Below are 22,269 nucleotides of genomic sequence, written 5' to 3'. Positions count from 1 at the left end.
CTCCGGGGGGTGCGGAGTCAGGCTCGGGGTGGTGGGGGTTGTCGGCCGGGTGCCGGCCCGGTGGGGGTTGTTCGCGCAGTTCCCCGTGCCCCTGGGGCGGCTGGCCCCGGCGGGGTTCCAAGCCGCTCGGGATCAGGGTCGGGCCGGCGGAAAAGCCTCGCTCACGCCGTGCGGCGGATCAGGGCCAGGTACATCGCGTCCGTGCCGTGGATATGGGGCCAGAGTTGGATGTCGGGGCCCTCGCCGAGGTCCGGGACGCCGGGGAGCAGGGGGCGGGCGTCGATCAGTTCGGTGTCGGGGTGCTGCTTGAGGAGGTCGGCCACTACCGCGCGGGTTTCCGCGAGGTGCGGGGAGCAGGTGGCGTAGCCGACGACTCCGCCGACGCGGACGGAGTCCAGGGCGGTGCGGAGGAGGGCCCGCTGGACCGGGGCGAAGTTCTCGAGGTCCTCGGGGCGGCGGCGCCAGCGGGCCTCGGGGCGGCGGCGGAGGGCCCCGAGGCCGGTGCAGGGGACGTCCATCAGGACGCGGTCGAAGGTGCCGGAGCGCCACGGCGGACGGGTGCCGTCGGCGGTGATCACCTGGTACGGGCCGGGGTTGCCGGCCAGCGCCTTGGCCACCAGGCCCGCGCGGTGCGGCTGCTTCTCGGAGGCGACCAGCGTGGCACCGCGCTCGGCGGCCAGCGCGGCCAGCAGCGCGGCCTTGCCGCCGGGACCCGCGCAGCCGTCGAGCCACATCTCGTCGGGGCCGTCCAGAGGCGCGTTGGCGAGGGCCAGGGCGACGAGCTGGCTGCCCTCGTCCTGCACACCGGCCCGCCCCTCGCGCACGGCCTCCACCGCGCCCGGCTCGCCGCCCTCGGTGAGCCGTACCGCGTACGGGGACCAGTCGCCGGCCACGGCCGCGTCCTCGGTCAGCAGTTCCTCGGTGGTGGAGCGGCCGGGCCGCGCGACGAGGGTGACCTCGGGACGCTCGTTGTCCGCCGCGAGGAGTTCCTCGATACCGGCGCGGCCGCCGCCCAAGGAGTCCCACAGCGCGGAGACGACCCAGCGGGGGTGGGAGTGGACGACGGCGAGATGGTCCTCGGGGTCCTCGTCGTAGGGCGGCGCGACCCGCTCCAGCCAGCCGTCCAGGTCGTGCTGGGCGATCTTGCGCAGCACGGCGTTGACGAACTTGGCCCGCCCGTCACCGAGCACCACCCGCGCCAACTCGACCGAGGCCGAGACGGCGGCGTGGGTGGGGATGCGCGTCCCGAGCAACTGGTGCGCGCCGAGGCCCAGTACGTCGAGCACCGGCGGGTCCACCTCGCGCAGCGGCCGGTCCACGCACTCGGCGATGATCGCGTCGTAGGTGCCCTGGCGGCGCAGCGTGCCGTAGACCAGCTCGGTGGCGAGGGCGGCATCCCGCGCGTCGAAGTCGCCGTTCTCCCGCGCCTTGCGCAGCAGCGGGGGCAGCACGAGGTTGGCGTAGGCGTCCCGCTCGTCCACCGCGCGCAGCGCGTCGAAGGCGAGGACGCGGACGGGGTCCTTCTGGGGGCGCCGGTAGGGCTTGGCGGGCCGGTGCGGCCGACGGGACTGCTCGCTCACGAGAAAGGTGCTCCGGATGTGCTCAGGGGGTGCGGTCACCAGCGTACGTCGGCGGACCGTCACCCCCCACTCGCGGGGTGTCAGCCGCCGAGCGACTCGCCCTCGGCGATCCGCGCCCCGCGCGCCCAGTCGGCGGCCCGCATCGGCTTCTTGCCCTGGGCCTGCACCCAGAGCAGCTCGACGGCGTACGAGCCGGTGCCCACATGCACGCTGTTCTTCCCGACGGCGAGCCGGCCCGGCGCGAGGTCGGTCCGCTCGGGCACCGGCCTGACCTGCACGAGCTTGAGCCGCTCACCCCGGAACACGGTCCACGCGCCGGGGGCGGGCGTGCAGCCGCGCACCACCCGGTCGACGCGCAGCGCGGGCGCCGCCCAGTCGACCTTGGCGTCCTCGACCGTGATCTTCGGCGCGAGCGTGATGCCCTCGGCGGGCTGCGGTACGGCCTTCAGGGTGCCGTCCGCGATGCCGTCCATGGTGGCCGCGAGCAGCCCGGAACCGGCGAAGGCGAGCCGGGTGAGCAGGTCGCCGCTGGTGTCGGTGGGGCGGATCTCCTCGGTGACGGTGCCGTAGACCGGGCCGGAGTCCAGGCCCTCCTCGATGAGGAACGTGGAGGCGCCGGTGATCTCGTCGCCCGACATGATCGAGTGCTGCACGGGGGCGGCACCGCGCCAGGCGGGCAGCAGCGAGAAGTGCAGGTTGACCCAGCCGTGGGCGGGGATGTCGAGGGCGACGCGGGGCAGCAGGGCGCCGTAGGCGACGACCGGGCAGCAGTCCGGGCCGATCTCCTTCAGCCGCTCCAGGAACGCCGGGTCGCGCGGGCTGGCCGGCTTCAGCACCTCGATCCCGGCTTCCTCCGCCCGCTCGGCCACGGGCGAGGCGACCAGCCTGCGGCCCCGCCCGGCGGGCGCGTCGGGCCGCGTCACGACGGCCGCCACCTCGTGCCGCCCGGAGGCGATCAGAGCGTCCAGAGCGGGAACGGCGACCTCGGGGGTACCGGCGAAGACGAGCTTCATGGTCAGGAACGAGCCTCTCGAACGACGGCGGACGGCAGCGGACCAGTCTATGACTCTCCGCGGATGCCGGGTTGCCTGCCTGCGGATGCCGGGGGGGGATGCCTGCGGACGCCCGGCCGCCGCAGGCGCCGACGCCCCGGCCGCCCACCCGGCCGAGGCCGCCGCCGGCGATCGGCCCCGACATGTTGTCAGCAGTCCAGCCAACAGCGAACGGGTGGTGCGCGAGTGGGAGACCCCGGCGTACAAACACACCCCGCACGCCCCCACCCCGTGACCAGCGGAGCGTCCACGCGTTGGTCAAGAGAGAGTTGACCACCTCGGGCCGCTTCGGCCGCCCACTTCCTTTCAACGCCGGTTCGAGAGGCTTGTTCATGGCCGACCACGCAACCCACGACGCCCAGGCCCGTGCCAGCCTGCACTTGCTGGTGCGCGACATCGAGCGGGTCCGCCGGCAGGTGGACGCGCTGCGCACCCTCACCGCCCAGCTCGGCAACGTCTACCGTCCACGCCGCTCCGGCCCGTCCACCGGCTTCGTCGTCTACGGACGCGCCCCGGCCCCGACGGTCCGCCTCGCCCAGGAACTCCGGGACAGCGTCGAGACCCTGGTGACGGCGGCCGTGGACTTCGACCGCTCGCTCGGCTTCTCGTGGGACGCGGTGGGCTCCGCGCTCGGCGTCACCAAGCAGGCCGTGCACCGCCGTTACGGCGCCCGCCGGGCCGCCGCCCAGGCCGCGGCCGAGGCCGAGCGGGCCGGCGAGCCCTCGGGCACCCGCACCATCAACACCGGTATGCCGACCGTCCCCGCCGCCCGCTCCATGCCGACCCAGCCGACCTCGGGCAGCCCCACCCTCCGCGACGACCCGAGGCCCCCCGCCTTCCCAGGCCCCCGCAGCGGCTGACCCTGCGCAACCCGCGCCCTCCCGGCAACCGACCGGGAGGGCGTTCGTGTGCCCGGGCCCCGGCAGCCGCAGCCAAGGCCCGGCAGTCGGCCCGCGCGCCACGCTCCCCGGCTCCCCGGAAGGCGTGCCACCGAGCCCCGAACCAAAGCCGGCTCCGGCCGACGCCCGTTCCCTCCGCCCGCGAGCGCTCAGCCGATGTCCGGCGGATCGATCCGCACCCGTACCGGCTCCCCGCTGCCGCGTGCCATCCGCGCCGCTTGGGCCGTCTTCAGGGCGGCGGCCAGGGCGGAGCCCCTGCCGGGCGGGACCCGGATCAGGGCACGTTCCCAGTGCTCCCCCGGCGGGGGCGCGCCGGGGCGGCGCGGGCGGCCGGGCAGGGTCGGGGGCAGTGGCACCGGACCCAGTACCTCGGCGTCCGGGGGCGACTCGACGGCCGCGAGGAACTCGGCGACCGCCTCGGGTGTCCCGGACACCGCGGCCATCCGGGACACCGGCGGGAAGCCCAGCTCGGCCCGCTCGGCCAGCTCTCGGACCGCGAACCCGACGGGGTCCCAGCGGACCAGCGCCTGCACGGGCCGCAGGGTCGGTTCGGCCACGACCACCACGGTCCCGCCGTCCCCCTGCGGCCGGACCAGCGCGGCCGCGCCGATCCAGCGGCGCAGCGCGTCCTCGCCGGAGCGCAGGTCCGGCCGGCCGAGCATGGCCCAGCCGTCGAGCAGCAGCGCGGCCGCGTATCCGCCCTCGGCGACCGGCTCGGCGCCCGGGGTGCTGACGACCAGCGCGGGCGCGTCCGGCACGGTGTCCAGCACGTGCTCACGCCCGGAGGTGCGTACCGGCACGGCGGGGAAGGCGCGCCCCAACTCCTCGGCGGTACGGCGCGCGCCGACGACCTGGGCCCGCAGCCGGAAGCCGCCGCACTCGGGGCAGTGCCAGGAGTGCTCCTGCCGCCCGCACCACTCGCAGTGCAGCGCCCCGGAGTCCTGCGCCTGGAGCGGCCCGGCGCAGTGCGCGCACCGCGCGGGCGCCCGGCACTGGGCGCAGGCCAGGCGGGGCACGTACCCGCGCCGGGGCACCTGCACCAGCACCGGGCCGCTCTTGAGCCCCTCGCGGACGGCCTGCCAGGCGAGGCTGGGCAGCCGGGCGGCGCGGGCGGCCTCGTCACGGGCGAGGTCGGTGTCCCCGACGGTCCGAACCAGCGGGGCGGTGCGGCGGACCTGGTCCCGTCCGGCGGTCAGGGGCCGCGCCCAGCCGCTCTCGACGAGCTGCGCGGCCTCTACCGTGCAGCTCCAACTGCCCACCAGGAAGGCGCACTTGTCGAGCGAGGCGCGCAGCAGCAGGACGTCGCGGGCGTGCGGCTGGGGCGCGTGCTGTTCGCTGTGGCTGTCGTCGCCGTCGTCCCAGATGGCCACGAGCCCGAGGTCGCGTACGGGGGCGAACATGGCGGCGCGGGTGCCGACGACGGCCCGTACGGAGCCGCGCCGGACCGCGAGCCACTGCGCGTACCGCTTCTCGGGTCCGGCGTCGGCGGTGAGCAGCGCGTGGCGGCCCTTGCCGAGCAGCCCGGTCAGCGCGGCGTCGACCCGCGCGGCGGTCCGCCCGTCGGGGACGACGACCAGCGCGCCGCGTCCCGAGGCGAGGGTGGCGGCGACGGCACGGGCGATCTCCTCGCTCCATTCGGGTCCCGGCAGCGCGTTCCACACCGCTCGGGGCGAACCGCCGGACGCCAGGGCGTCGAGGAAGGCGGGGCCGTGCTCGTAGCGGGCCCAGGTGCCCGCGTCCGGGACGGGGGGCGCGGGGAGGGGCTCCGGGGAGGCGCGGCGCTCGGCGCGGGCGCTGCGCGGCGGCACGGCCAGTTGCAGCACGTCGGCGAGGCTGCCCGCGTACCGGTCGGCGACGGCGCGGGCGAGCCCGAGGAGTTCCTCGCCGAGCACCGGTTCCGGGGAGACGACCTGGGCGAGGGCGGCGAGCGGTCCCGCGTAGTCGGACTCGTCCCGGCGCTCGATCAGGTAGCCGTCGATGAGGCCGCCGCCCTCGCGCCGCCCGTCCCGCACCCGGTGCCGCCCGGCGCCGAACCGCACCCGGACCCGGACGCCGGGCTGGGCGTCGGCGTCGAGTTCCTCGGGCACGGCGTAGTCGAAGTACCGGTCGAGATGGAGGACGCCCTTGTCGACGAGCACCCGGGCGACCGGCCGGTCCTTGGCGAGGGCGGCCCCCCGCCAGGTGCGCGGCTTGGCGCGCGGTACGTCGGCGCCGCGCACGCTCTCCCGGATGAGCGCGAGCTGCTCCGGCGGCGGCCCCTCGGCCGCGCCGTCCCCCGGCCCGTTGTCGCTGCTCACGCTTGCATTCTTACCAAATCCCACTGACAGCACCGTCCGCCGAGGCGTCCGGAGCACGCCGGGGCCCGGCGTCCCCGAAGGGAGGCCGGGCCCCGGTTCACGTGGTGCGGATCAGACGCCGGCGGCCTTGCGCAGGGCGTCGACGCGGTCGGTGCGCTCCCAGGTGAAGTCGGGGATCTCGCGGCCGAAGTGGCCGTAGGCCGCCGTCTGGGCGTAGATCGGGCGCAGCAGGTCGAGGTCGCGGATGATCGCGGCCGGGCGGAGGTCGAAGACCTCGTCGATGGCCTTCTCGATCTTCTCCGGCTCGATCTTGGCGGTGCCGAAGGTCTCCACGAAGAGACCGACCGGCTCGGCCTTGCCGATCGCGTAGGCGACCTGGACCTCGCAGCGCGCGGCGAGGCCCGCGGCCACGACGTTCTTGGCGACCCAGCGCATCGCGTACGCGGCCGAGCGGTCCACCTTGGACGGGTCCTTGCCCGAGAAGGCGCCGCCACCGTGGCGGGCGAAGCCGCCGTAGGTGTCGATGATGATCTTGCGGCCGGTGAGGCCGGCGTCGCCCATCGGGCCGCCGATCTCGAAGCGGCCGGTCGGGTTGACCAGCAGGCGGTAGCCCTCGGTGTCGATCTTGATGCCCTCGTCCAGCAGGGCCTTCAGCTCGGGCTCGACCACGAACTCACGGATGTCGGGCGCGAGCAGCGACTCGAGGTCGATGTCGGAGGCGTGCTGGCTGGACACCACGACGGTGTCGAGACGGACGGCCTTGTCGCCGTCGTACTCGATGGTGACCTGGGTCTTGCCGTCGGGGCGCAGGTAGGGGATGGTGCCGTTCTTGCGGACCTCGGAGAGGCGCTTGGACAGGCGGTGCGCCAGGAAGATCGGCAGCGGCATCAGCGTCGGCGTCTCGTCCGAGGCGTAGCCGAACATCAGGCCCTGGTCGCCCGCACCCTGCTTGTCCAGTTCGTCCTCGTCGCCCTCGACACGGGACTCGTACGCCGTGTCGACGCCCTGCGCGATGTCCGGGGACTGCGCGCCGATGGACACCGAGACGCCACAGGAGGCGCCGTCGAAGCCCTTCTTGGAGGAGTCGTAGCCGATCTCGAGGATCTTCTCGCGCACCAACTGGGCGATGGGCGCGTAAGCCTTGGTCGTGACCTCGCCGGCCACGTGCACCAGGCCGGTGGTGATCAGCGTCTCGACGGCGACGCGGGACGAGGGGTCCTCGCGGAGCAGCGCGTCGAGAATGGTGTCGCTGATCTGGTCAGCGATCTTGTCGGGGTGACCTTCGGTCACGGACTCCGAGGTGAACAGGCGACGGGACACAACGCTCCCTGGGGTTGCAGCGGCTGCTGGCTGATCATTGAAGGACCACGTCGGGAGCTGCGCCCAACGTCGTCCGTGAACAGTTTATCGGTCGCACCTGGCCGCAGGGCCACCCGTTCTCGCCCAGCGAGAACGCTGTGACCTGCGGCACAGGCATTCTGCCCGCTGGTGCGCGGCGTTGACCAGATCCGCCACGCGCCATCCCGGTGTGAAAAAAAGACTCCGGGTGGCCGAAACCCGACCGTCCCGAACGGCCCAGCCCACCTCAGCCCAGGCGGGCCGCCACCAGGTCCCAGACGGTGTCCGCGAGGGCCTCCTTCGGCCCGTGCGGTACGGCCGTCTCGGTGCCGTCGGCGCCGAGGACGACCGCCTCGTTCTCCTCCGAGCCGAAGGTCCGGCGCTCCCCCACCTCGTTCACCACCAGCAGGTCGCAGCCCTTGCGGGCCAGCTTGGCCCGGCCGTTGGCGAGCACGTCGTCGGTCTCGGCGGCGAAGCCGACGACGACCTGGCCGGGGCGGGTGCGCTCGGCGGAGACCTCGGCGAGCACGTCGGGGTTGCGCACCAGGGCGACCGGCTCGGGCTCCTGGCCGTCCTTCTTCTTGATCTTCCCGCTCGCGTAGACCGCCGGGCGGAAGTCGGCGACGGCGGCGGCCATGACCACGGCGTCGGCGTCGGCCGCGGCCTTGAGCACCGCCTCGCGGAGCTGGACGGCGGTGCCGACGTGCACGATGTCCACGCCCGCCGGGTCGGGCAGCCCGGCGTTGGCCGAGACCAAGGTCACCCGGGCTCCCCGCGCGGCGGCGGTCCGCGCGAGGGCGTATCCCTGCTTGCCGGAGGAGCGGTTGCCGAGGAAGCGCACCGGGTCGAGCGGCTCACGGGTACCGCCCGCCGAGACCACCACATGGCGGCCCGCGAGGTCGGGCTCGCTCACGCCCCGCGCCAGCACCCGGCGGCACACCTCGAAGATCTCGGCCGGGTCGGGCAGCCGGCCCTTGCCGGTGTCGACACCGGTGAGGCGGCCGACGGCGGGCTCGATGACGACGGCGCCCCGGCGACGCAGGGTGGCCACGTTCTCCTGGGTGGCCGGGTGCTCCCACATCTCGGTGTGCATCGCCGGGGCGAAGACCACCGGACAGCGCGCGGTGAGCAGGGTGTTGGTGAGCAGGTCGTCGGCGAGGCCGTGCGCGGCCTTGGCGAGCATGTCGGCGGTGGCGGGCGCGACGACCACGAGGTCGGCGTGCTGCCCGATGCGGACGTGCGGGACCTCGTGGACGCTGTCCCAGACCTCGGTGGAGACCGGGTTGCCCGACAGCGCGGACCACGTGGCGGCGCCGACGAAGTGCAGCGCGGAGGCGGTCGGCACCACCCGCACGTCGTGCCCCGACTCGGTGAACCGTCTGAGCAGCTCACAGGACTTGTACGCGGCGATGCCGCCGCTGACGCCCAGCACGACCTTCGGCTTGTCCACCGTCTCTCCCCGGACTTCTCGGAACCTTTGACACCCATGACACACCACAGGCCCGACAGCATGACTGCCGGGCCTGTGGATAAGTCGACCGCGATCTGAAAGTACGACCGCGAGCGGCGGGAATTACTGGACCGGGCCCTCGATGGCCTCGGAGGTCAGCAGACCGGCGTTGATCTCGCGCAGCGCGATCGACAGCGGCTTCTCGTGGACGTGGGTGTCGACGAGCGGACCGACGTACTCGAGGAGGCCCTCACCGAGCTGCGAGTAGTACGCGTTGATCTGACGGGCACGCTTGGCCGCGTAGATCACCAGGCTGTACTTCGAGTCGGTGGCCTCGAGGAGCTCGTCGATCGGAGGGTTGATGATGCCCTCGGGCGCGGTGATGGGAGAGGACACGCTCTGCCTTCCGATGGGTGGGAAAGATTCAGTCGGTGCGCGTCTCAGGACGAGACGCGGTGACCGGGTCGTACCGATGGACGGACGGCGGTCACGATCACACAACGTCCATCAAGGCTAGCAGCTCCGCGGCCACGTCCTCGACGGAGGTGTTGACCAGGGTGACGTCGAACTCGGGCTCGGCGGCCAGTTCCGTCCGGGCCGCCTCCAGCCGGCGCTCGATGACCTCCGGCGGCTCGGTGCCGCGGCCGGTGAGCCTGCGCACCAGCTCCTCCCAGGAGGGCGGGGCGAGGAAGACCAGTTGGGCGTCGGACATCGACTCGCGGACCTGCCGGGCACCCTGGAGGTCGATCTCCAGCAGCACCGGCTCGCCCTTCTCCAGCCGCTCCAGCACGGCCGCGCGGGGCGTGCCGTAGCGGTTGCCGGCGAACTCGGCCCACTCCAGCAGCTCACCGTTGGCGATCAGCTTGTCCATCTCCTCGTCGCTGACGAAGAAGTAGTGGACGCCGTGCTGCTCGCCGGGGCGCGGCTTGCGGGTGGTCGCGGACACCGACAGCCAGACGTCGGAGTGTTCTTTGCGCATATGGGCGACGACCGTGCTCTTGCCGACCCCGGAGGGGCCGGAGAGCACGGTCAGCCGCGGACGTGCGTCCGGGGGTACGGGGGACGTCCCCCGGAATGTTCCAGCCATGCAGCGATTATTCCAGCAATCCCGGAGTGCCCGGGACTCCGGTCCGGGCAGCGCCCGGACTCAGGAGCCGGTGCTGCCGAACTCACGCTCCAGGGAAGCGATCTGGTTGGAACCGAGGCCGCGGACACGGCGGCTCTCGGAGATGCCCAGACGCTCCATGATCTGCTTGGCGCGGACCTTGCCCACGCCCGGCAGGGACTCCAGCAGGGCCGAGACCTTCATCTTGCCGATGACCTCGTTCTCCTGGCCCTGCTTGATGACCTCGTGCAGCGAGGCGCCGGAGTGCTTGAGTCGATTCTTGACCTCGGCCCGCTCCCGGCGAGCCGCGGCGGCCTTTTCGAGCGCGGCTGCGCGCTGTTCAGGGGTAAGGGGCGGAAGAGCCACGCCTACGTCACCTCGGATGTCGAACTGTCGGATACGGACCGGTGAGGAACCTAGTCGCCCCACACCTGGGGAGCCACGAGCAACACGCTCGCCCGCTCTCACTGCTCGGAGACTAGCGGGCATGTTCGCCGGAGTCAGCGAGAACAGCGGAAAAGTCCTGGTCAGCCTCTACGAGGACGGACTTTTCGGGCATACTGCCCACGATTCGCCGATGTATTCGCCTCTCGGACCCCCGGTCGAGCCCGTCCGCCGTGCTCAGGAGCCCGCGACGGCGGCCCGGATCTCGTCCGCGAAGGCCGCGGTGGCCGCCCGCAGCGCCTGGACGTCGGGACCGTGCCGCAGCACGCCCCGGCTGACGTTCGGCACCACGTTGCCCACCGCGCTCCCGAACACCGCCGGGAGGTCCGCCGGGGTGGCGCCCTGGGCACCGACGCCGGGGGCGAGCAGCGGCCCGTTGATGGCGAGGTCGTAGGACGACAGGTCCCCCACCGTGGCGCCCACGACCGCGCCGAACGAGCCGAGGGGCTCGGCGCCCGCGTTCTCGGCGGCGAGGTGGGCCAGCACGGTCGCGGCGACACTTCGCCCGTCAGCGCGGACCGCGTGCTGCACCTCGGGACCCTCCGGGTTGGAGGTCAGCGCGAGCACGAAGAGCCCGGCGCCGTTCTCGCGGGCCAGCTCGACGGCCGGGGCGAGCGAGCCGTAGCCGAGGTACGGGGAGACGGTGAGCGCGTCCGAGAACAGCGGGGCGTCCTTGTGCAGGAACGCCTCCGCGTACCCGGCCATGGTGGAGCCGATGTCGCCGCGCTTGGCGTCCATCACGACCAGGGCGCCCGCCGCACGGGTCTCCTCGACGGTGCGCTCCAGGACGGCCACACCGCGCGAGCCGAACCGCTCGAAGAAGGCGCTCTGCGGCTTCACGACGGCGACCCGGTCGGCGATGGCCTCCACGACCGTGCGGCTGAACCGCTCCAGGCCGCCCACGTCGTCGTTCAGGCCCCAGTCGGCGAGCAGCGAGGCGTGCGGGTCGATGCCGACGCACAGCGGACCGCGCTCGTCCATGGCGCGGCGCAGACGGGTACCGAAGGGCTCGCTCATGCGGGGTTCCTGACGTCGGCGCCGACCGCGTCGGCGAGGGTGGCGTAAGGGCTTGCGTTCAGCCGGGCGGCGAGGCCCTTGTGGACGGCGCGGGTCCAGAAGGGGCCCTCGTAGACGAAGGCGCTGTAGCCCTGGACCAGGGTGGCGCCGGCCAGGATGCGCTGCCAGGCGTCCTCGGCGGTCTCGATGCCGCCGACGCCCACCAGGGTGATGCGGTCGCCCACGCGCGCGTACAGCCGGCGCAGCACCTCCAGGGAGCGTGCCTTCAGCGGGGCGCCGGACAGGCCGCCGGTCTCCTTGACCACCGAGGGCGCCGAGCGCAGGCCGAGGCCCTCGCGGGCGATGGTGGTGTTGGTGGCGATGATGCCGTCCAGGCCGAGCTCCACGGCGAGGTCGGCGACGGCGTCGACGTCCTCGTCCGCGAGGTCGGGGGCGATCTTCACCAGGAGCGGCACGCGGCGCTCGCCGGTGGCGCGGTCGGCGGCCTCGCGCACGGCGCCGAGCAGCGGGCGCAGCGCCTCGGTGGCCTGGAGGTTGCGCAGGCCGGGGGTGTTCGGGGAGGAGACGTTGACCACGAGGTAGTCGGCGTGCGGGGCGAGCCGCTCGGCGGACTTCACGTAGTCCGCGACGGCGTCCGCCTCGGGGACGGCCTTGGTCTTGCCGATGTTGACACCGACGACCGTACGGAACACCGGGCGCCGGGAAGCGAGCCGGGCGGCGACGGCGAGGGACCCCTCGTTGTTGAAGCCCATGCGGTTGATCAGGGCGCGGTCGGCGACCAGCCGGAACAGCCGCTTCGTGGGGTTGCCCGGCTGGGCCTCGCCGGTGACGGTGCCGATCTCGACGTGGTCGAAGCCGAGCATGGAGAGGCCGTCGATGCCGACGGCGTTCTTGTCGAAGCCGGCCGCGAGCCCGAAGGGGCCGTGCATGCGCAGGCCGAGGGCCTCGGTGCGCAGTTCCTTGTGCCGGGGGGCGAGCGCGGCGGCGGCGAAGGTGCGCAGGACCGGGATGCGGGCGAGCAGGCGGATCCAGCGGAAGGCGAGGTGGTGGGCCTGTTCCGGGTCCATCCGCTGGAAGATCAGCCGGAAGAACAGCTTGTACATGTGGGAAGTCCTCTGAGGCGGGGCGGGCGTGGCTCATGAAGAGGGGGACACCGTTTCCGGTGTCCCCCTCGGCGCGGCTAGTCGCGGGCCGCGTTCAGATGTTCCGCGTGCTCCTGGAGGGAGCGGACGCCCACCTCCCCGCGGCCGAGGGCGTCGATGCCCTGGACGGCTGCGGCGAGCGCCTGGACGGTGGTGAGGCAGGGGACCGAGCGGGCCACGGCCGCCGTACGGATGTCGTAGCCGTCGAGGCGGCCGCCGGTGCCGTAGGGCGTGTTGACGATGAGGTCGACCTCGCCGTCGTGGATGAGCTGGACGATGGTCCGCTCGCCCCCGGGGCCGGTGCCCTCGGACTGCTTGCGCACGACGGTGGCGTTGATGCCGTTGCGCTTGAGGACCTCGGCGGTGCCGGAGGTGGCCAGCAGCTCGAAGCCGTGGGCGACCAGCTCGCGGGCCGGGAAGATCATCGAGCGCTTGTCGCGGTTGGCGACCGAGATGAACGCGCGGCCCTTGGTGGGCAGCGGGCCGTACGCGCCCGCCTGCGACTTGGCGTACGCCGTGCCGAAGACGGAGTCGATGCCCATGACCTCGCCGGTGGAGCGCATCTCCGGGCCGAGCACGGTGTCCACGCCGCGGCCCTGGATGTCCCGGAACCGGGACCAGGGCATCACGGCCTCCTTGACGGAGATCGGCGCGTCCAGCGGGAGTTCGCCGCCGTCGCCGGTGGCGGGCAGCAGGCCCTCGGCGCGCAGCTCGGCGATGGTCGAGCCCAGCGAGATGCGGGCGGCGGCCTTGGCGAGCGGGACGGCGGTCGCCTTGGAGGTGAAGGGGACCGTGCGGGAGGCGCGCGGGTTGGCCTCCAGGACGTAGAGGATGTCGCCCGACATGGCGAACTGGATGTTGATCAGTCCGCGGACGCCGACGCCCTTGGCGATGGCCTCGGTGGAGGCGCGCAGCCGCTTGATGTCGAAGCCGCCGAGCGTGATCGGGGGCAGGGCGCACGCCGAGTCGCCGGAGTGGATGCCGGCCTCCTCGATGTGCTCCATGACGCCGCCGAGGTACAGCTCCTCGCCGTCGTAGAGGGCGTCGACGTCGATCTCGATCGCGTCGTCCAGGAAGCGGTCCACGAGGACCGGCCGGGACGGGCTGATCTCGGTGGACTCCTCGATGTACGCGGAGAGGCGCTCCTCCTCGTACACGATCTCCATGCCGCGTCCGCCGAGGACGTAGGAGGGGCGGACCAGGACCGGGTAGCCGATCTCGTCCGCGATGGCCTTGGCCTCGGCGAAGGTGGTGGCGGTGCCGTGCTTGGGCGCGGGCAGGCCGGCCTCGGCCAGCACGCGCCCGAAGGCGCCCCGGTCCTCGGCGGCGTGGATGGCCTCGGGCGGGGTGCCGACGACCGGCACGCCGTTGTCCTTCAGCGCCTGCGCGAGGCCCAGCGGGGTCTGCCCGCCGAGCTGCACGACCACACCGGCGATCGGGCCCGCGAGGGACTCCGCGTGCACGATCTCCAGCACGTCCTCCAGGGTGAGCGGCTCGAAGTAGAGCCGGTCGGAGGTGTCGTAGTCGGTGGAGACGGTCTCCGGGTTGCAGTTGACCATCACGGTCTCGTACCCGGCGTCGGAGAGCGCGAAGGAGGCGTGGACGCAGGAGTAGTCGAACTCGATGCCCTGGCCGATGCGGTTGGGGCCCGAGCCCAGGATGATCACCGCGGGGTTCTCGCGCGGCGCGACCTCGCTCTCCTCGTCGTAGGAGGAGTAGAAGTACGGCGTCTTCGCGGCGAACTCGGCGGCGCAGGTGTCGACCGTCTTGTAGACCGGGCGGATGCCCAGGACGTGCCGGACCTCGCGGACGACGTCCTCGCGCAGGCCCCGGATCTCGCCGATCTGGAGGTCGGAGAAGCCGTGTCGCTTGGCCTCGGCGAGCAGTTCGGCGGTCAGCTCGGAGGCCCCGGCCAGCTCGTCCGCGGTCTCCTTGATGAGGAAGAGCTGGTCCACGAACCAGGGGTCGATCTTCGTGTACTCGAAGATCTCCTCCGGCGTGGCGCCCGCGCGGATGGCCTGCATGACGGTGTTGATCCGGCCGTCGGTGGGGCGTACCGCCTCTTCGAGGAGGGCGGTCTTGTCGCCGGGGTCACCGATGAAGGTGAACTGGCTGCCCTTCTTCTCCAGCGAGCGCAGCGCCTTCTGGAACGCCTCGGTGAAGTTGCGGCCGATGGCCATGGCCTCGCCGACCGACTTCATGGTGGTGGTCAGCGTGGAGTCGGCCTGCGGGAACTTCTCGAAGGCGAACCGGGGGGCCTTGACGACGACGTAGTCGAGCGTGGGCTCGAAGGAGGCCGGGGTCTCCCGGGTGATGTCGTTGGGGATCTCGTCCAGCGTGTAGCCGACGGCCAGCTTGGCGGCGATCTTGGCGATCGGGAAGCCGGTGGCCTTGGAGGCGAGCGCGGAGGACCGGGAGACGCGCGGGTTCATCTCGATGACGATGACCCGGCCGTCCTCGGGGTTCACCGCGAACTGGATGTTGCAGCCGCCGGTGTCCACGCCGACCTCGCGGATGATCGCGATGCCGACGTCGCGCAGGAGCTGGTACTCCCGGTCGGTCAGCGTCATCGCGGGGGCGACGGTGATCGAGTCGCCGGTGTGCACGCCCATCGGGTCGAAGTTCTCGATGGAGCAGACGACCACGACGTTGTCGTTCTTGTCGCGCATCAGCTCCAGCTCGTACTCCTTCCAGCCGAGGATGGACTCCTCCAGGAGCACCTCGGTGGTCGGGGAGAGCGTGAGGCCCTGGCCGGCGATGCGGCGCAGCTCGTCCTCGTCGTGGGCGAAGCCGGAGCCGGCGCCCCCCATGGTGAAGGAGGGGCGGACGACGACGGGGTAGCCGCCGAGCGTCTCGACGCCGTCGAGGACGTCGCCCATGGTGTGGCAGATGACCGAGCGGGCGGACTCGCCGTGGCCGGTCTTCTTGCGGACCTCCTCCACGACGCCCTTGAAGAGGTCGCGGTCCTCGCCCTTGTGGATCGCCTCGGGCCGGGCGCCGATCAGTTCGACGCCGTACTTCTCCAGCACCCCGCTGTCGTGCAGCGAGATGGCGGTGTTCAGGGCGGTCTGGCCGCCCAGGGTGGGCAGGAGGGCGTCGGGGCGCTCCTTGGCGATGATCTTCTCGACGAACTCGGGGGTGATCGGCTCGACGTAGGTGGCGTCGGCGATCTCCGGGTCGGTCATGATCGTCGCCGGGTTGGAGTTGACCAGGATCACTCGCAGGCCCTCGGCCTTGAGCACGCGGCACGCCTGGGTGCCGGAGTAGTCGAACTCGGCGGCCTGACCGATGACGATCGGACCCGAGCCGATGACCAGGACGGACTGGATGTCGGAGCGCTTAGGCACGCTGGCCCTCCCGGACGGTGCTCATCAAAGACGTGAAGCGGTCGAACAGGTAGGCGGCGTCGTGCGGACCGGCCGCCGCCTCGGGGTGGTACTGGACGGAGAAGGCCGGCTGGTCGAGCAACTGGAGGCCCTCCACCACGTCGTCGTTCAGGCAGACGTGGGAGACCTCGGCGCGGCCGAACTTCGTCTCGCTGACCTGGTCCAGCGGCGCGTCGACGGCGAAGCCGTGGTTGTGCGCGGTGACCTCCACCTTGCCGGTGGTGCGGTCCTGGACCGGCTGGTTGATGCCGCGGTGGCCGTACTTCAGCTTGTAGGTGCCGAAGCCGAGGGCGCGGCCGAGGATCTGGTTGCCGAAGCAGATGCCGAACAGCGGGGTCTTGCGCTCCAGCACGGCGGTCATCAGGGCCACCGGGCCGTCGGCCGTGGCCGGGTCGCCGGGGCCGTTGGAGAAGAACACGCCGTCGGGGTCCACGGCGTAGACGTCCTCGGCCGTGGCGGTCGCCGGGAGCACGTGGACCTCTATGCCGCGCTCGGCCATCCGCTGCGGGGTCATGCCCTTGATGCCGAGGTCGATCGCGGCGACGGTGAACTTCTTCTCGCCGACCGCGGGGACGACGTACGCCTCCTTGGTGGCGACCTCCTCGTAGAGGCTCGCGCCCTTCATGTGCGGCTGGGCCTGGACCCGCCGCACCAGTTCGGCGTCGGGGGCCAGCGCCTCGCCGGAGAAGATCCCGGCGCGCATGGAGCCGCGCTCGCGCAGGTGGCGGGTGAGGGCGCGGGTGTCGATGCCGCTGATGCCGACGACGCCCTGGGCGGTCAGCTCGTCGTCCAGGGAGCGCCGGGAGCGCCAGTTGGACGGCACGCGCGCGGGGTCGCGCACCACGTAGCCGGAGACCCAGATGCGGCCGGACTCGTCGTCCTCGTCGTTCCAGCCGGTGTTGCCGATCTGGGGGGCGGTGGCGACGACGATCTGGCGGTCGTAGGAGGGGTCGGTCAGGGTCTCCTGGTAGCCGGTCATGCCGGTGGAGAACACGGCCTCGCCGAAGGTCTCCCCCACGGCCCCGTAGGCGCGGCCGCGGAAGGTGCGGCCGTCCTCCAGGACGAGTACGGCGGGAGTCTTCGCGGCTCCCCTGGTGGAGGTCGTCATCGTGCGCCTTCCGTGTGGTTGGTCATCTGGTTCAGGGTCTCGACCCAGGTGGTGTGTTCGGCGGCGTGGTCGGAGCGGAAGCCGGAGTCGATCAGCTTCTCGCCGTGCGCCCAGGTCACCACGAGCAGTCCGCCCTCGGTGAGGACCTTGCCCGCGATGCCCTTGTCGAGCCGGGCGCCGCGCAGCGCCTGGACGGGGATGAAGAAGTCGGTGGCGCCGGGGCGCTCGACGGCCAGGCCCGCGTCGGTGAGGGTCAGCTCGGCCCGGCTGCGGGAGCCCAGGCCGTGGGCCACGATCCGGTCCAGCCACTGCCCGGCGGTGGTGGAGCCGTGGTAGCGGCCGCTCATGGTCAGGATGGCCGGGCCGGGGTCCCCCGGCACCTCGGGGAGTTCGGGCAGGTCGCTCTGGAGGGTGCCGCGCCACTTCCAGCCCTCGCGCATCAGCCAGTAGACGAGGGCGACGAAGAGGGCCAGGCCCACGAGCCAGCCCAGGCGGGCGGCCCAGTCGGTCACCTCGGCCGACTTCTTCTCGTCCGCCAGGGTCGTGGCGAGCGATACGGCGAGCTGAGTTGCAGGTGTCACGTGAGCTTCCCGTCCATGAGCGTGGCCTTGCCCCGCAGCCAGGTGTGGGTGACACGGCCCGGCAGCTCGCGGCCCTCGTAGGGGGTGTTACGGCTGCGCGAGGCGAAGCGCGCGGGGTCCACCTGTCCACGGTAGGCCGTGTCCACGAGGGTGAGGTTGGCGGGCTCGCCCGCGGCGACCGGGCGGCCGTGGCCGGTGGCCTTGCCGATCCGGGCGGGGGTGAAGGACATCCGGTCGGCGACCTCGGCCCAGTCCAGCAGGCCGGTCTCGACCATGGTCTCCTGCACCACGGACAGCGCGGTCTCCAGGCCGACCATGCCCATGGCGGCCGCGGCCCACTCGCAGTCCTTGTCCTCGTGCGGGTGCGGAGCGTGGTCGGTGGCGACGATGTCGATCGTGCCGTCGGCCAGCGCCTCGCGCAGGGCGCGCACGTCGCGCTCGGTGCGCAGCGGCGGGTTCACCTTGTAGGCGGGGTTGTAGGTGCGCACCATCTCCTCGGTCAGGAGCAGGTGGTGCGGGCACACCTCGGCGGTGACGTCGATGCCGCGGGACTTGGCCCAGCGGATGATCTCCACCGAGCCGGCCGTGGAGAGGTGGCAGATGTGCAAGCGGGAGCCGACGTGCTCGGCGAGCAGCACGTCCCGCGCGATGATCGACTCCTCGGCGACGGCGGGCCAGCCGCCGAGGCCCAGCTCGGCGGAGACGACGCCCTCGTTCATCTGGGCGCCCTCGGTGAGCCGGGGCTCCTGGGCGTGCTGGGCGACGACCCCGCCGAACGCCTTCACGTACTCCAGCGCGCGGCGCATGATGACCGCGTCGTCCACGCACTTGCCGTCGTCGGAGAAGACGCTGACCTGGGCGGCGGAGTCGTGCATGGCGCCCAGCTCGGCGAGCTTCTTGCCCTCCAGGCCCACGGTGACGGCGCCGATGGGGCGTACGTCGCAGTAGCCGGACTCCTTGCCGAGCCGCCAGACCTGCTCGACCACGCCGGCGGTGTCGGCGACGGGGAAGGTGTTGGCCATGGCGAAGACGGCGGTGAAGCCGCCGGAGGCGGCGGCGCGGGTGCCGGTCAGCACGGTCTCGGAGTCCTCGCGGCCCGGCTCGCGCAGATGGGTGTGCAGGTCGACCAGGCCCGGCAGCAGCACCCGGCCCTCGGCCTCGACGACCTCTGCGCCCTCGGCGCTCAGACCGGTGCCGACCGCCGCGATCAGCTCGCCGTCGATCAGTACGTCCTGCGGCTCGCCCCCGAGCACCTTCGCACCACGGATCAGGATCTTGCTCATGGGTCTTACTTCTCCTCGGTACGAAGGTGGGCGGTGCCGGCGGGCTCGTTGCCGCCGAGCAGCAGGTAGAGGACGGCCATGCGGATGGAGACGCCGTTGGCGACCTGCTCCACGACCGTGCAGCGGTCGGAGTCGGCGACCTCGGCGGTGATCTCCATGCCCCGGACCATCGGGCCGGGGTGCATCACGATGGCGTGCTCCGGCAGGCGGGCCATGCGGTCGCCGTCGAGGCCGTAGCGGCGGGAGTACTCGCGCTCGGTGGGGAAGAAGGCGGCGTTCATCCGCTCGCGCTGGACGCGGAGCATCATCACCGCGTCGGACTTGGGCAGCGTGGAGTCGAGGTCGTAGGAGACCTCGCAGGGCCAGGTCTCCACGCCGATGGGCAGCAGGGTGGGCGGCGCGACCAGGGTGACCTCGGCGCCCAGGGTGTGCAGCAGGTCCACGTTGGAGCGGGCGACCCGGCTGTGCAGGACGTCGCCGACGAGGGTGACGCGCTTGCCGTCGAGGTCCCGGCCGAGGCCGGCGTCGGCGCCGATCAGACGGCGGCGCATGGTGAAGGCGTCCAGCAGGGCCTGGGTGGGGTGCTGGTGGGTGCCGTCGCCGGCGTTGATGACCGGGGCGTCGATCCAGCCGGAGTTGGCGAGGCGGTAGGGGGCGCCGGAGGCGCTGTGCCGGATGACGACGGCGTCCACGCCCATCGCCTCCAGCGTCTGTGCGGTGTCCTTCAGGGACTCGCCCTTGGAGACGCTGGAGCCCTTGGCCGCGAAGTTGATGACATCGGCGGAGAGGCGCTTCTCGGCGGCCTCGAAGGAGATCCGGGTGCGGGTCGAGTCCTCGAAGAAGAGGTTGCAGACCGTGCGGCCGCGCAGGGTCGGCAGTTTCTTGATCGGCCGGTCCGCGACCCGGGCCATCTCCTCGGCGGTGTCGAGGATCAGGACGGCGTCGTCGCGGGTGAGGTCGGCGGCCGAGATGAGATGACGCTGCATCTGTCAGGCTCCGTAAGGCAGTTAATACGGGAGGTTTCGGGCGGACCGGGGTGTGCCGGGGCACGCCGAGGCGGCCGGGCACCCGGAAGCGCTACTGGTCGGCAGACTTGGCACCGAGCAGCACGGTGTCCCGTCCGTCCTCCTCGGCGAGCTGGACCTTGACCGTCTCCCGCAGCGACGTGGGGAGGTTCTTGCCGACGTAGTCGGCGCGGATCGGCAGTTCCCGGTGTCCGCGGTCGACGAGGACGGCGAGCTGGACCGCGCGGGGGCGCCCGATGTCGTTCAGGGCGTCGAGGGCGGCGCGGATGGTGCGGCCGGAGAAGAGCACGTCGTCGACGAGCACGACCAGGCGGCCGTCGACACCCTCACCGGGGATCTCGGTGCGGGCGAGGGCGCGCGGGGGGTGCATGCGCAGGTCGTCGCGGTACATGGTGATGTCGAGCGAGCCGACGGGGATCTTCCGACCGGTGACCTGCTCCAGCTTGACGGCGAGCCGCTGGGCGAGGAAGACGCCTCGCGTGGGGATGCCGAGGAGCACCACGTCGTCGGCGCCCTTGGCGCGTTCGACGATCTCGTGGGCGATGCGGGTGAGAACGCGGGCGATGTCCGGGCCTTCGAGCACGGGCCGGGCATCGGAGTTGAGCGGATTGGCGTGCGTGTCCATACGAAACGGACCTCCTTCTCCGCCTCACGGGACGGACCTTAAAGGACGTCGGATTTGCGCCAACCACCCTAGCAGGTCGCCGGAGGGGCTTCGTCACCCGCTTGGCCCAATGGACGGCCACTACCACGGAAGAGTCGGTGTGGACCATTCGGCTTGACGCAGGAGAATCACGCTGCGTAACCTCACAGTGAGTTACCAGCCGCGCGGTGGGATCACCTGCCGCCCGCGTCTACACAGTGTCCGGGGAGCTATATGTCCAGCGAATACGCCAAACAGCTCGGGGCCAAGCTCCGGGCCATCCGCACCCAGCAGGGCCTTTCCCTCCACGGTGTCGAGGAGAAGTCCCAGGGGCGCTGGAAGGCCGTGGTGGTCGGTTCCTACGAGCGCGGCGACCGTGCCGTGACCGTGCAGCGCCTGGCCGAACTGGCCGATTTCTACGGCGTTCCGGTGCAGGAGCTGCTGCCGGGCACCACGCCGGGCGGGGCCGCCGAGCCGCCGCCGAAGCTGGTCCTGGACCTGGAGCGGCTGGCCACCGTGCCGGCCGAGAAGGCGGGCCCCCTCCAGCGGTACGCGGCGACGATCCAGTCCCAGCGCGGTGACTACAACGGCAAGGTGCTGTCGATCCGCCAGGACGACCTGCGCACCCTCGCCGTCATCTACGACCAGTCCCCCTCGGTCCTCACCGAGCAGCTCATCGGCTGGGGCGTCCTGGACGCGGACGCGCGCCGCGCGGTCGCCCACGAGGACAGCTAGCCGCTGGTCTCAGCAGCAGAAACGTGCCGCCGGGGTGGCAGGGAGAAGTTTCCCTGCCACCCCGGCGGTTCTCTCATGACTCGTAAGACGCCCGAGGGCCCGCAGCAGGCGTGCTGCGGGCCCTCGGGCGTCTTGTCGTACCGGTTACGCCTCGTCCCGGCGCAGGCCGGGCTTCAGCTCCTTGAAGCGGCCCAGGAGGCCGTTCACGAACGCCGGCGACTCGTCCGTGGAGAACTCCTTGGCGAGCTGCACCATCTCGTCGAGGACGACCGCGTCCGGGGTCTCGTCCTCCCAGATGAGCTCGTACGCGCCGAGGCGCAGCAGGTTGCGGTCGACGACCGGCATCCGGTCGAGCGTCCAGCCCACCGCGTACTGGGAGATCAGGTCGTCGATACGGCGGGCGCGCTCGGCGTACCCCTCGACGAGCTGCATCGTGTACTCGCTCACGGGGGGCTGCCGGGTGTCGCTCCGGGAGAGCCGGACCCAGTCGGCGAGGACCGTGATGACATCGGTGCCGCGCTGGTCACCCTCGAAGAGGATCTGGAAGGCGCGCTTGCGGGCCGTGTTGCGGGCGGCCACGGTTAGCTGTTCACCCGGCCGAGGTAGTCGCTCGTGCGGGTGTCGACCTTGATCTTCTCGCCCGTGGTGATGAAGAGCGGGACCTGGATCTGGTGGCCGGTCTCCAGGATGGCGGGCTTGGTGCCACCGGTGGAGCGGTCACCCTGGACGCCCGGCTCGGTCTCCTGGATGACCAGCTCGACGGCGGCCGGCAGCTCCACGAAGAGCACCTCGCCCTCGTGCTGGGCGACGACGGCCGTGAAGCCCTCGATCAGGAAGTTCGCGGCGTCGCCGACGGCCTTCGGGTCGATGTGGAGCTGGTCGTACGTCTCCATGTCCATGAAGACGAAGTACTCGCCGTCCTTGTACGAGTACTGCATGTCGCGCTTGTCGACGGTGGCCGTCTCGACCTTGACACCGGCGTTGAAGGTCTTGTCGACCACCTTGCCGGAGAGGACGTTCTTGAGCTTGGTGCGCACGAAGGCCGGGCCCTTACCGGGCTTGACGTGCTGGAACTCGACGACGGACCAAAGCTGGCCCCCGTCGAGCTTGAGCACCATGCCGTTCTTGAGGTCGTTCGTGGAAGCCACGGTTGCGGAATCTCCTGGACTGACGTACGACCCCGG

Annotated in this window: 20 protein-coding genes; 2 read left to right on the top strand and 18 right to left on the bottom strand. The window is 72.1% G+C overall.

Going from position 1 to position 22,269, the window contains the following annotated elements; translation table 11 throughout:
- Positions 1–161: 161 nt before the first annotated feature.
- Together OG448_RS25550 and fmt are read right to left on the bottom strand one after the other, a co-directional pair.
- Positions 162–1,580, bottom strand: coding sequence for an RsmB/NOP family class I SAM-dependent RNA methyltransferase (locus OG448_RS25550; protein WP_405557169.1), 1,419 nt, complete (start codon positions 1,578–1,580; stop codon positions 162–164).
- Between the two features lie 80 nt (positions 1,581–1,660).
- On the bottom strand, positions 1,661–2,593 hold the full coding sequence (gene fmt, locus OG448_RS25545) for a methionyl-tRNA formyltransferase (protein ID WP_391300070.1): 933 nt from the start codon (positions 2,591–2,593) through the stop codon (positions 1,661–1,663).
- Between the two features lie 371 nt (positions 2,594–2,964).
- Here fmt and OG448_RS25540 point away from each other — a divergent pair, with 371 nt between their 5' ends.
- The gene (locus OG448_RS25540) at positions 2,965–3,492 is read left to right on the top strand and encodes a hypothetical protein (protein ID WP_135788046.1); all 528 of its coding nucleotides are present in this window, start codon (positions 2,965–2,967) and stop codon (positions 3,490–3,492) included.
- A 188-nt stretch (positions 3,493–3,680) separates the two neighbouring features.
- Here the strand turns inward: OG448_RS25540 and OG448_RS25535 are convergent, their stop codons facing one another.
- From OG448_RS25535 to pyrR, 14 genes are all read right to left on the bottom strand, one after another.
- Positions 3,681–5,828 (bottom strand): primosomal protein N', encoded by a 2,148-nt coding sequence (locus OG448_RS25535; RefSeq protein ID WP_405557166.1) that lies wholly within the window; start codon positions 5,826–5,828, stop codon positions 3,681–3,683.
- Between the two features lie 111 nt (positions 5,829–5,939).
- Positions 5,940–7,148, bottom strand: coding sequence for a methionine adenosyltransferase (metK, locus tag OG448_RS25530; protein WP_405557164.1), 1,209 nt, complete (start codon positions 7,146–7,148; stop codon positions 5,940–5,942).
- Between the two features lie 265 nt (positions 7,149–7,413).
- Positions 7,414–8,616 (bottom strand): bifunctional phosphopantothenoylcysteine decarboxylase/phosphopantothenate--cysteine ligase CoaBC, encoded by a 1,203-nt coding sequence (gene coaBC / locus OG448_RS25525; protein WP_405557162.1) that lies wholly within the window; start codon positions 8,614–8,616, stop codon positions 7,414–7,416.
- A 123-nt stretch (positions 8,617–8,739) separates the two neighbouring features.
- Positions 8,740–9,012 carry a DNA-directed RNA polymerase subunit omega gene (gene rpoZ, locus OG448_RS25520; RefSeq protein WP_391300062.1) on the bottom strand — a complete coding sequence of 91 codons (273 nt, stop codon included), beginning with the start codon at positions 9,010–9,012 and terminating at the stop codon, positions 8,740–8,742.
- Positions 9,013–9,109: 97 nt separating this feature from the next.
- On the bottom strand, positions 9,110–9,703 hold the full coding sequence (gene gmk / locus OG448_RS25515; protein ID WP_391300060.1) for a guanylate kinase: 594 nt from the start codon (positions 9,701–9,703) through the stop codon (positions 9,110–9,112).
- A 60-nt stretch (positions 9,704–9,763) separates the two neighbouring features.
- Positions 9,764–10,087 (bottom strand): integration host factor, encoded by a 324-nt coding sequence (locus OG448_RS25510; protein ID WP_030810589.1) that lies wholly within the window; start codon positions 10,085–10,087, stop codon positions 9,764–9,766.
- 255 nt (positions 10,088–10,342) lie between these two features.
- Positions 10,343–11,182: an orotidine-5'-phosphate decarboxylase gene (pyrF, locus tag OG448_RS25505; protein WP_405557160.1), complete on the bottom strand. Its 840-nt coding sequence runs from the start codon at positions 11,180–11,182 to the stop codon at positions 10,343–10,345.
- Positions 11,179–12,285 carry a quinone-dependent dihydroorotate dehydrogenase gene (locus OG448_RS25500; RefSeq protein WP_405557158.1) on the bottom strand — a complete coding sequence of 369 codons (1,107 nt, stop codon included), beginning with the start codon at positions 12,283–12,285 and terminating at the stop codon, positions 11,179–11,181. Before OG448_RS25500 ends, pyrF begins: the two co-directional genes overlap by 4 nt.
- A gap of 77 nt (positions 12,286–12,362) precedes the next feature.
- On the bottom strand, positions 12,363–15,671 hold the full coding sequence (gene carB, locus OG448_RS25495) for a carbamoyl-phosphate synthase large subunit (protein WP_405557156.1): 3,309 nt from the start codon (positions 15,669–15,671) through the stop codon (positions 12,363–12,365).
- Positions 15,664–16,818: a glutamine-hydrolyzing carbamoyl-phosphate synthase small subunit gene (carA, locus tag OG448_RS25490; RefSeq protein ID WP_405557155.1), complete on the bottom strand. Its 1,155-nt coding sequence runs from the start codon at positions 16,816–16,818 to the stop codon at positions 15,664–15,666. Before carA ends, carB begins: the two co-directional genes overlap by 8 nt.
- Positions 16,815–17,399: a hypothetical protein gene (locus tag OG448_RS25485; protein ID WP_405557153.1), complete on the bottom strand. Its 585-nt coding sequence runs from the start codon at positions 17,397–17,399 to the stop codon at positions 16,815–16,817. Before OG448_RS25485 ends, carA begins: the two co-directional genes overlap by 4 nt.
- A complete protein-coding gene (locus OG448_RS25480; RefSeq protein ID WP_405557152.1) occupies positions 17,396–18,682 on the bottom strand; it encodes a dihydroorotase in 1,287 nt (428 codons plus the stop codon). The genes OG448_RS25485 and OG448_RS25480 overlap by 4 nt, the downstream gene beginning before the upstream one ends.
- Before the next feature lie 5 nt (positions 18,683–18,687).
- Positions 18,688–19,668 carry an aspartate carbamoyltransferase catalytic subunit gene (locus OG448_RS25475; protein ID WP_405557150.1) on the bottom strand — a complete coding sequence of 327 codons (981 nt, stop codon included), beginning with the start codon at positions 19,666–19,668 and terminating at the stop codon, positions 18,688–18,690.
- Between the two features lie 91 nt (positions 19,669–19,759).
- A complete protein-coding gene (gene pyrR, locus OG448_RS25470; protein WP_031180175.1) occupies positions 19,760–20,332 on the bottom strand; it encodes a bifunctional pyr operon transcriptional regulator/uracil phosphoribosyltransferase PyrR in 573 nt (190 codons plus the stop codon).
- A 252-nt stretch (positions 20,333–20,584) separates the two neighbouring features.
- On the opposite strand from pyrR, the gene bldD reads away from it, so the two are divergent.
- The gene (gene bldD, locus OG448_RS25465; RefSeq protein WP_405557148.1) at positions 20,585–21,085 is read left to right on the top strand and encodes a transcriptional regulator BldD; all 501 of its coding nucleotides are present in this window, start codon (positions 20,585–20,587) and stop codon (positions 21,083–21,085) included.
- Between the two features lie 144 nt (positions 21,086–21,229).
- Here bldD and nusB read toward each other — a convergent pair whose 3' ends face one another.
- Together nusB and efp are read right to left on the bottom strand one after the other, a co-directional pair.
- Entirely contained in the window at positions 21,230–21,664 is a 435-nt protein-coding gene (nusB, locus tag OG448_RS25460) for a transcription antitermination factor NusB (protein WP_391300045.1), read from the bottom strand.
- A 2-nt stretch (positions 21,665–21,666) separates the two neighbouring features.
- Entirely contained in the window at positions 21,667–22,233 is a 567-nt protein-coding gene (gene efp / locus OG448_RS25455) for an elongation factor P (protein ID WP_030810617.1), read from the bottom strand.
- Positions 22,234–22,269: the final 36 nt, after the last annotated feature.

It is taken from the genome of Streptomyces sp. NBC_01171 (assembly GCF_045039805.1).
GTDB lineage: Bacteria > Actinomycetota > Actinomycetes > Streptomycetales > Streptomycetaceae > Streptomyces.
The sequence above is the reverse complement of the archived record's forward strand: the minus strand, read 5'-3'. Positions and strand labels throughout refer to the sequence as shown.

Coding starts and splice junctions, on each gene's coding strand:
- fmt (WP_391300070.1), bottom strand. CDS start 2,593: ATGAAGCTCGTCTTCGCCGGTACCCCCGAGGTCGCCGTTCCCGCTCTG.
- OG448_RS25540 (WP_135788046.1), top strand. CDS start 2,965: ATGGCCGACCACGCAACCCACGACGCCCAGGCCCGTGCCAGCCTGCAC.
- gmk (WP_391300060.1), bottom strand. CDS start 9,703: ATGGCTGGAACATTCCGGGGGACGTCCCCCGTACCCCCGGACGCACGT.
- pyrF (WP_405557160.1), bottom strand. CDS start 11,182: ATGAGCGAGCCCTTCGGTACCCGTCTGCGCCGCGCCATGGACGAGCGC.
- OG448_RS25500 (WP_405557158.1), bottom strand. CDS start 12,285: ATGTACAAGCTGTTCTTCCGGCTGATCTTCCAGCGGATGGACCCGGAA.
- carA (WP_405557155.1), bottom strand. CDS start 16,818: ATGACGACCTCCACCAGGGGAGCCGCGAAGACTCCCGCCGTACTCGTC.
- OG448_RS25480 (WP_405557152.1), bottom strand. CDS start 18,682: ATGAGCAAGATCCTGATCCGTGGTGCGAAGGTGCTCGGGGGCGAGCCG.
- OG448_RS25475 (WP_405557150.1), bottom strand. CDS start 19,668: ATGCAGCGTCATCTCATCTCGGCCGCCGACCTCACCCGCGACGACGCC.
- pyrR (WP_031180175.1), bottom strand. CDS start 20,332: ATGGACACGCACGCCAATCCGCTCAACTCCGATGCCCGGCCCGTGCTC.
- bldD (WP_405557148.1), top strand. CDS start 20,585: ATGTCCAGCGAATACGCCAAACAGCTCGGGGCCAAGCTCCGGGCCATC.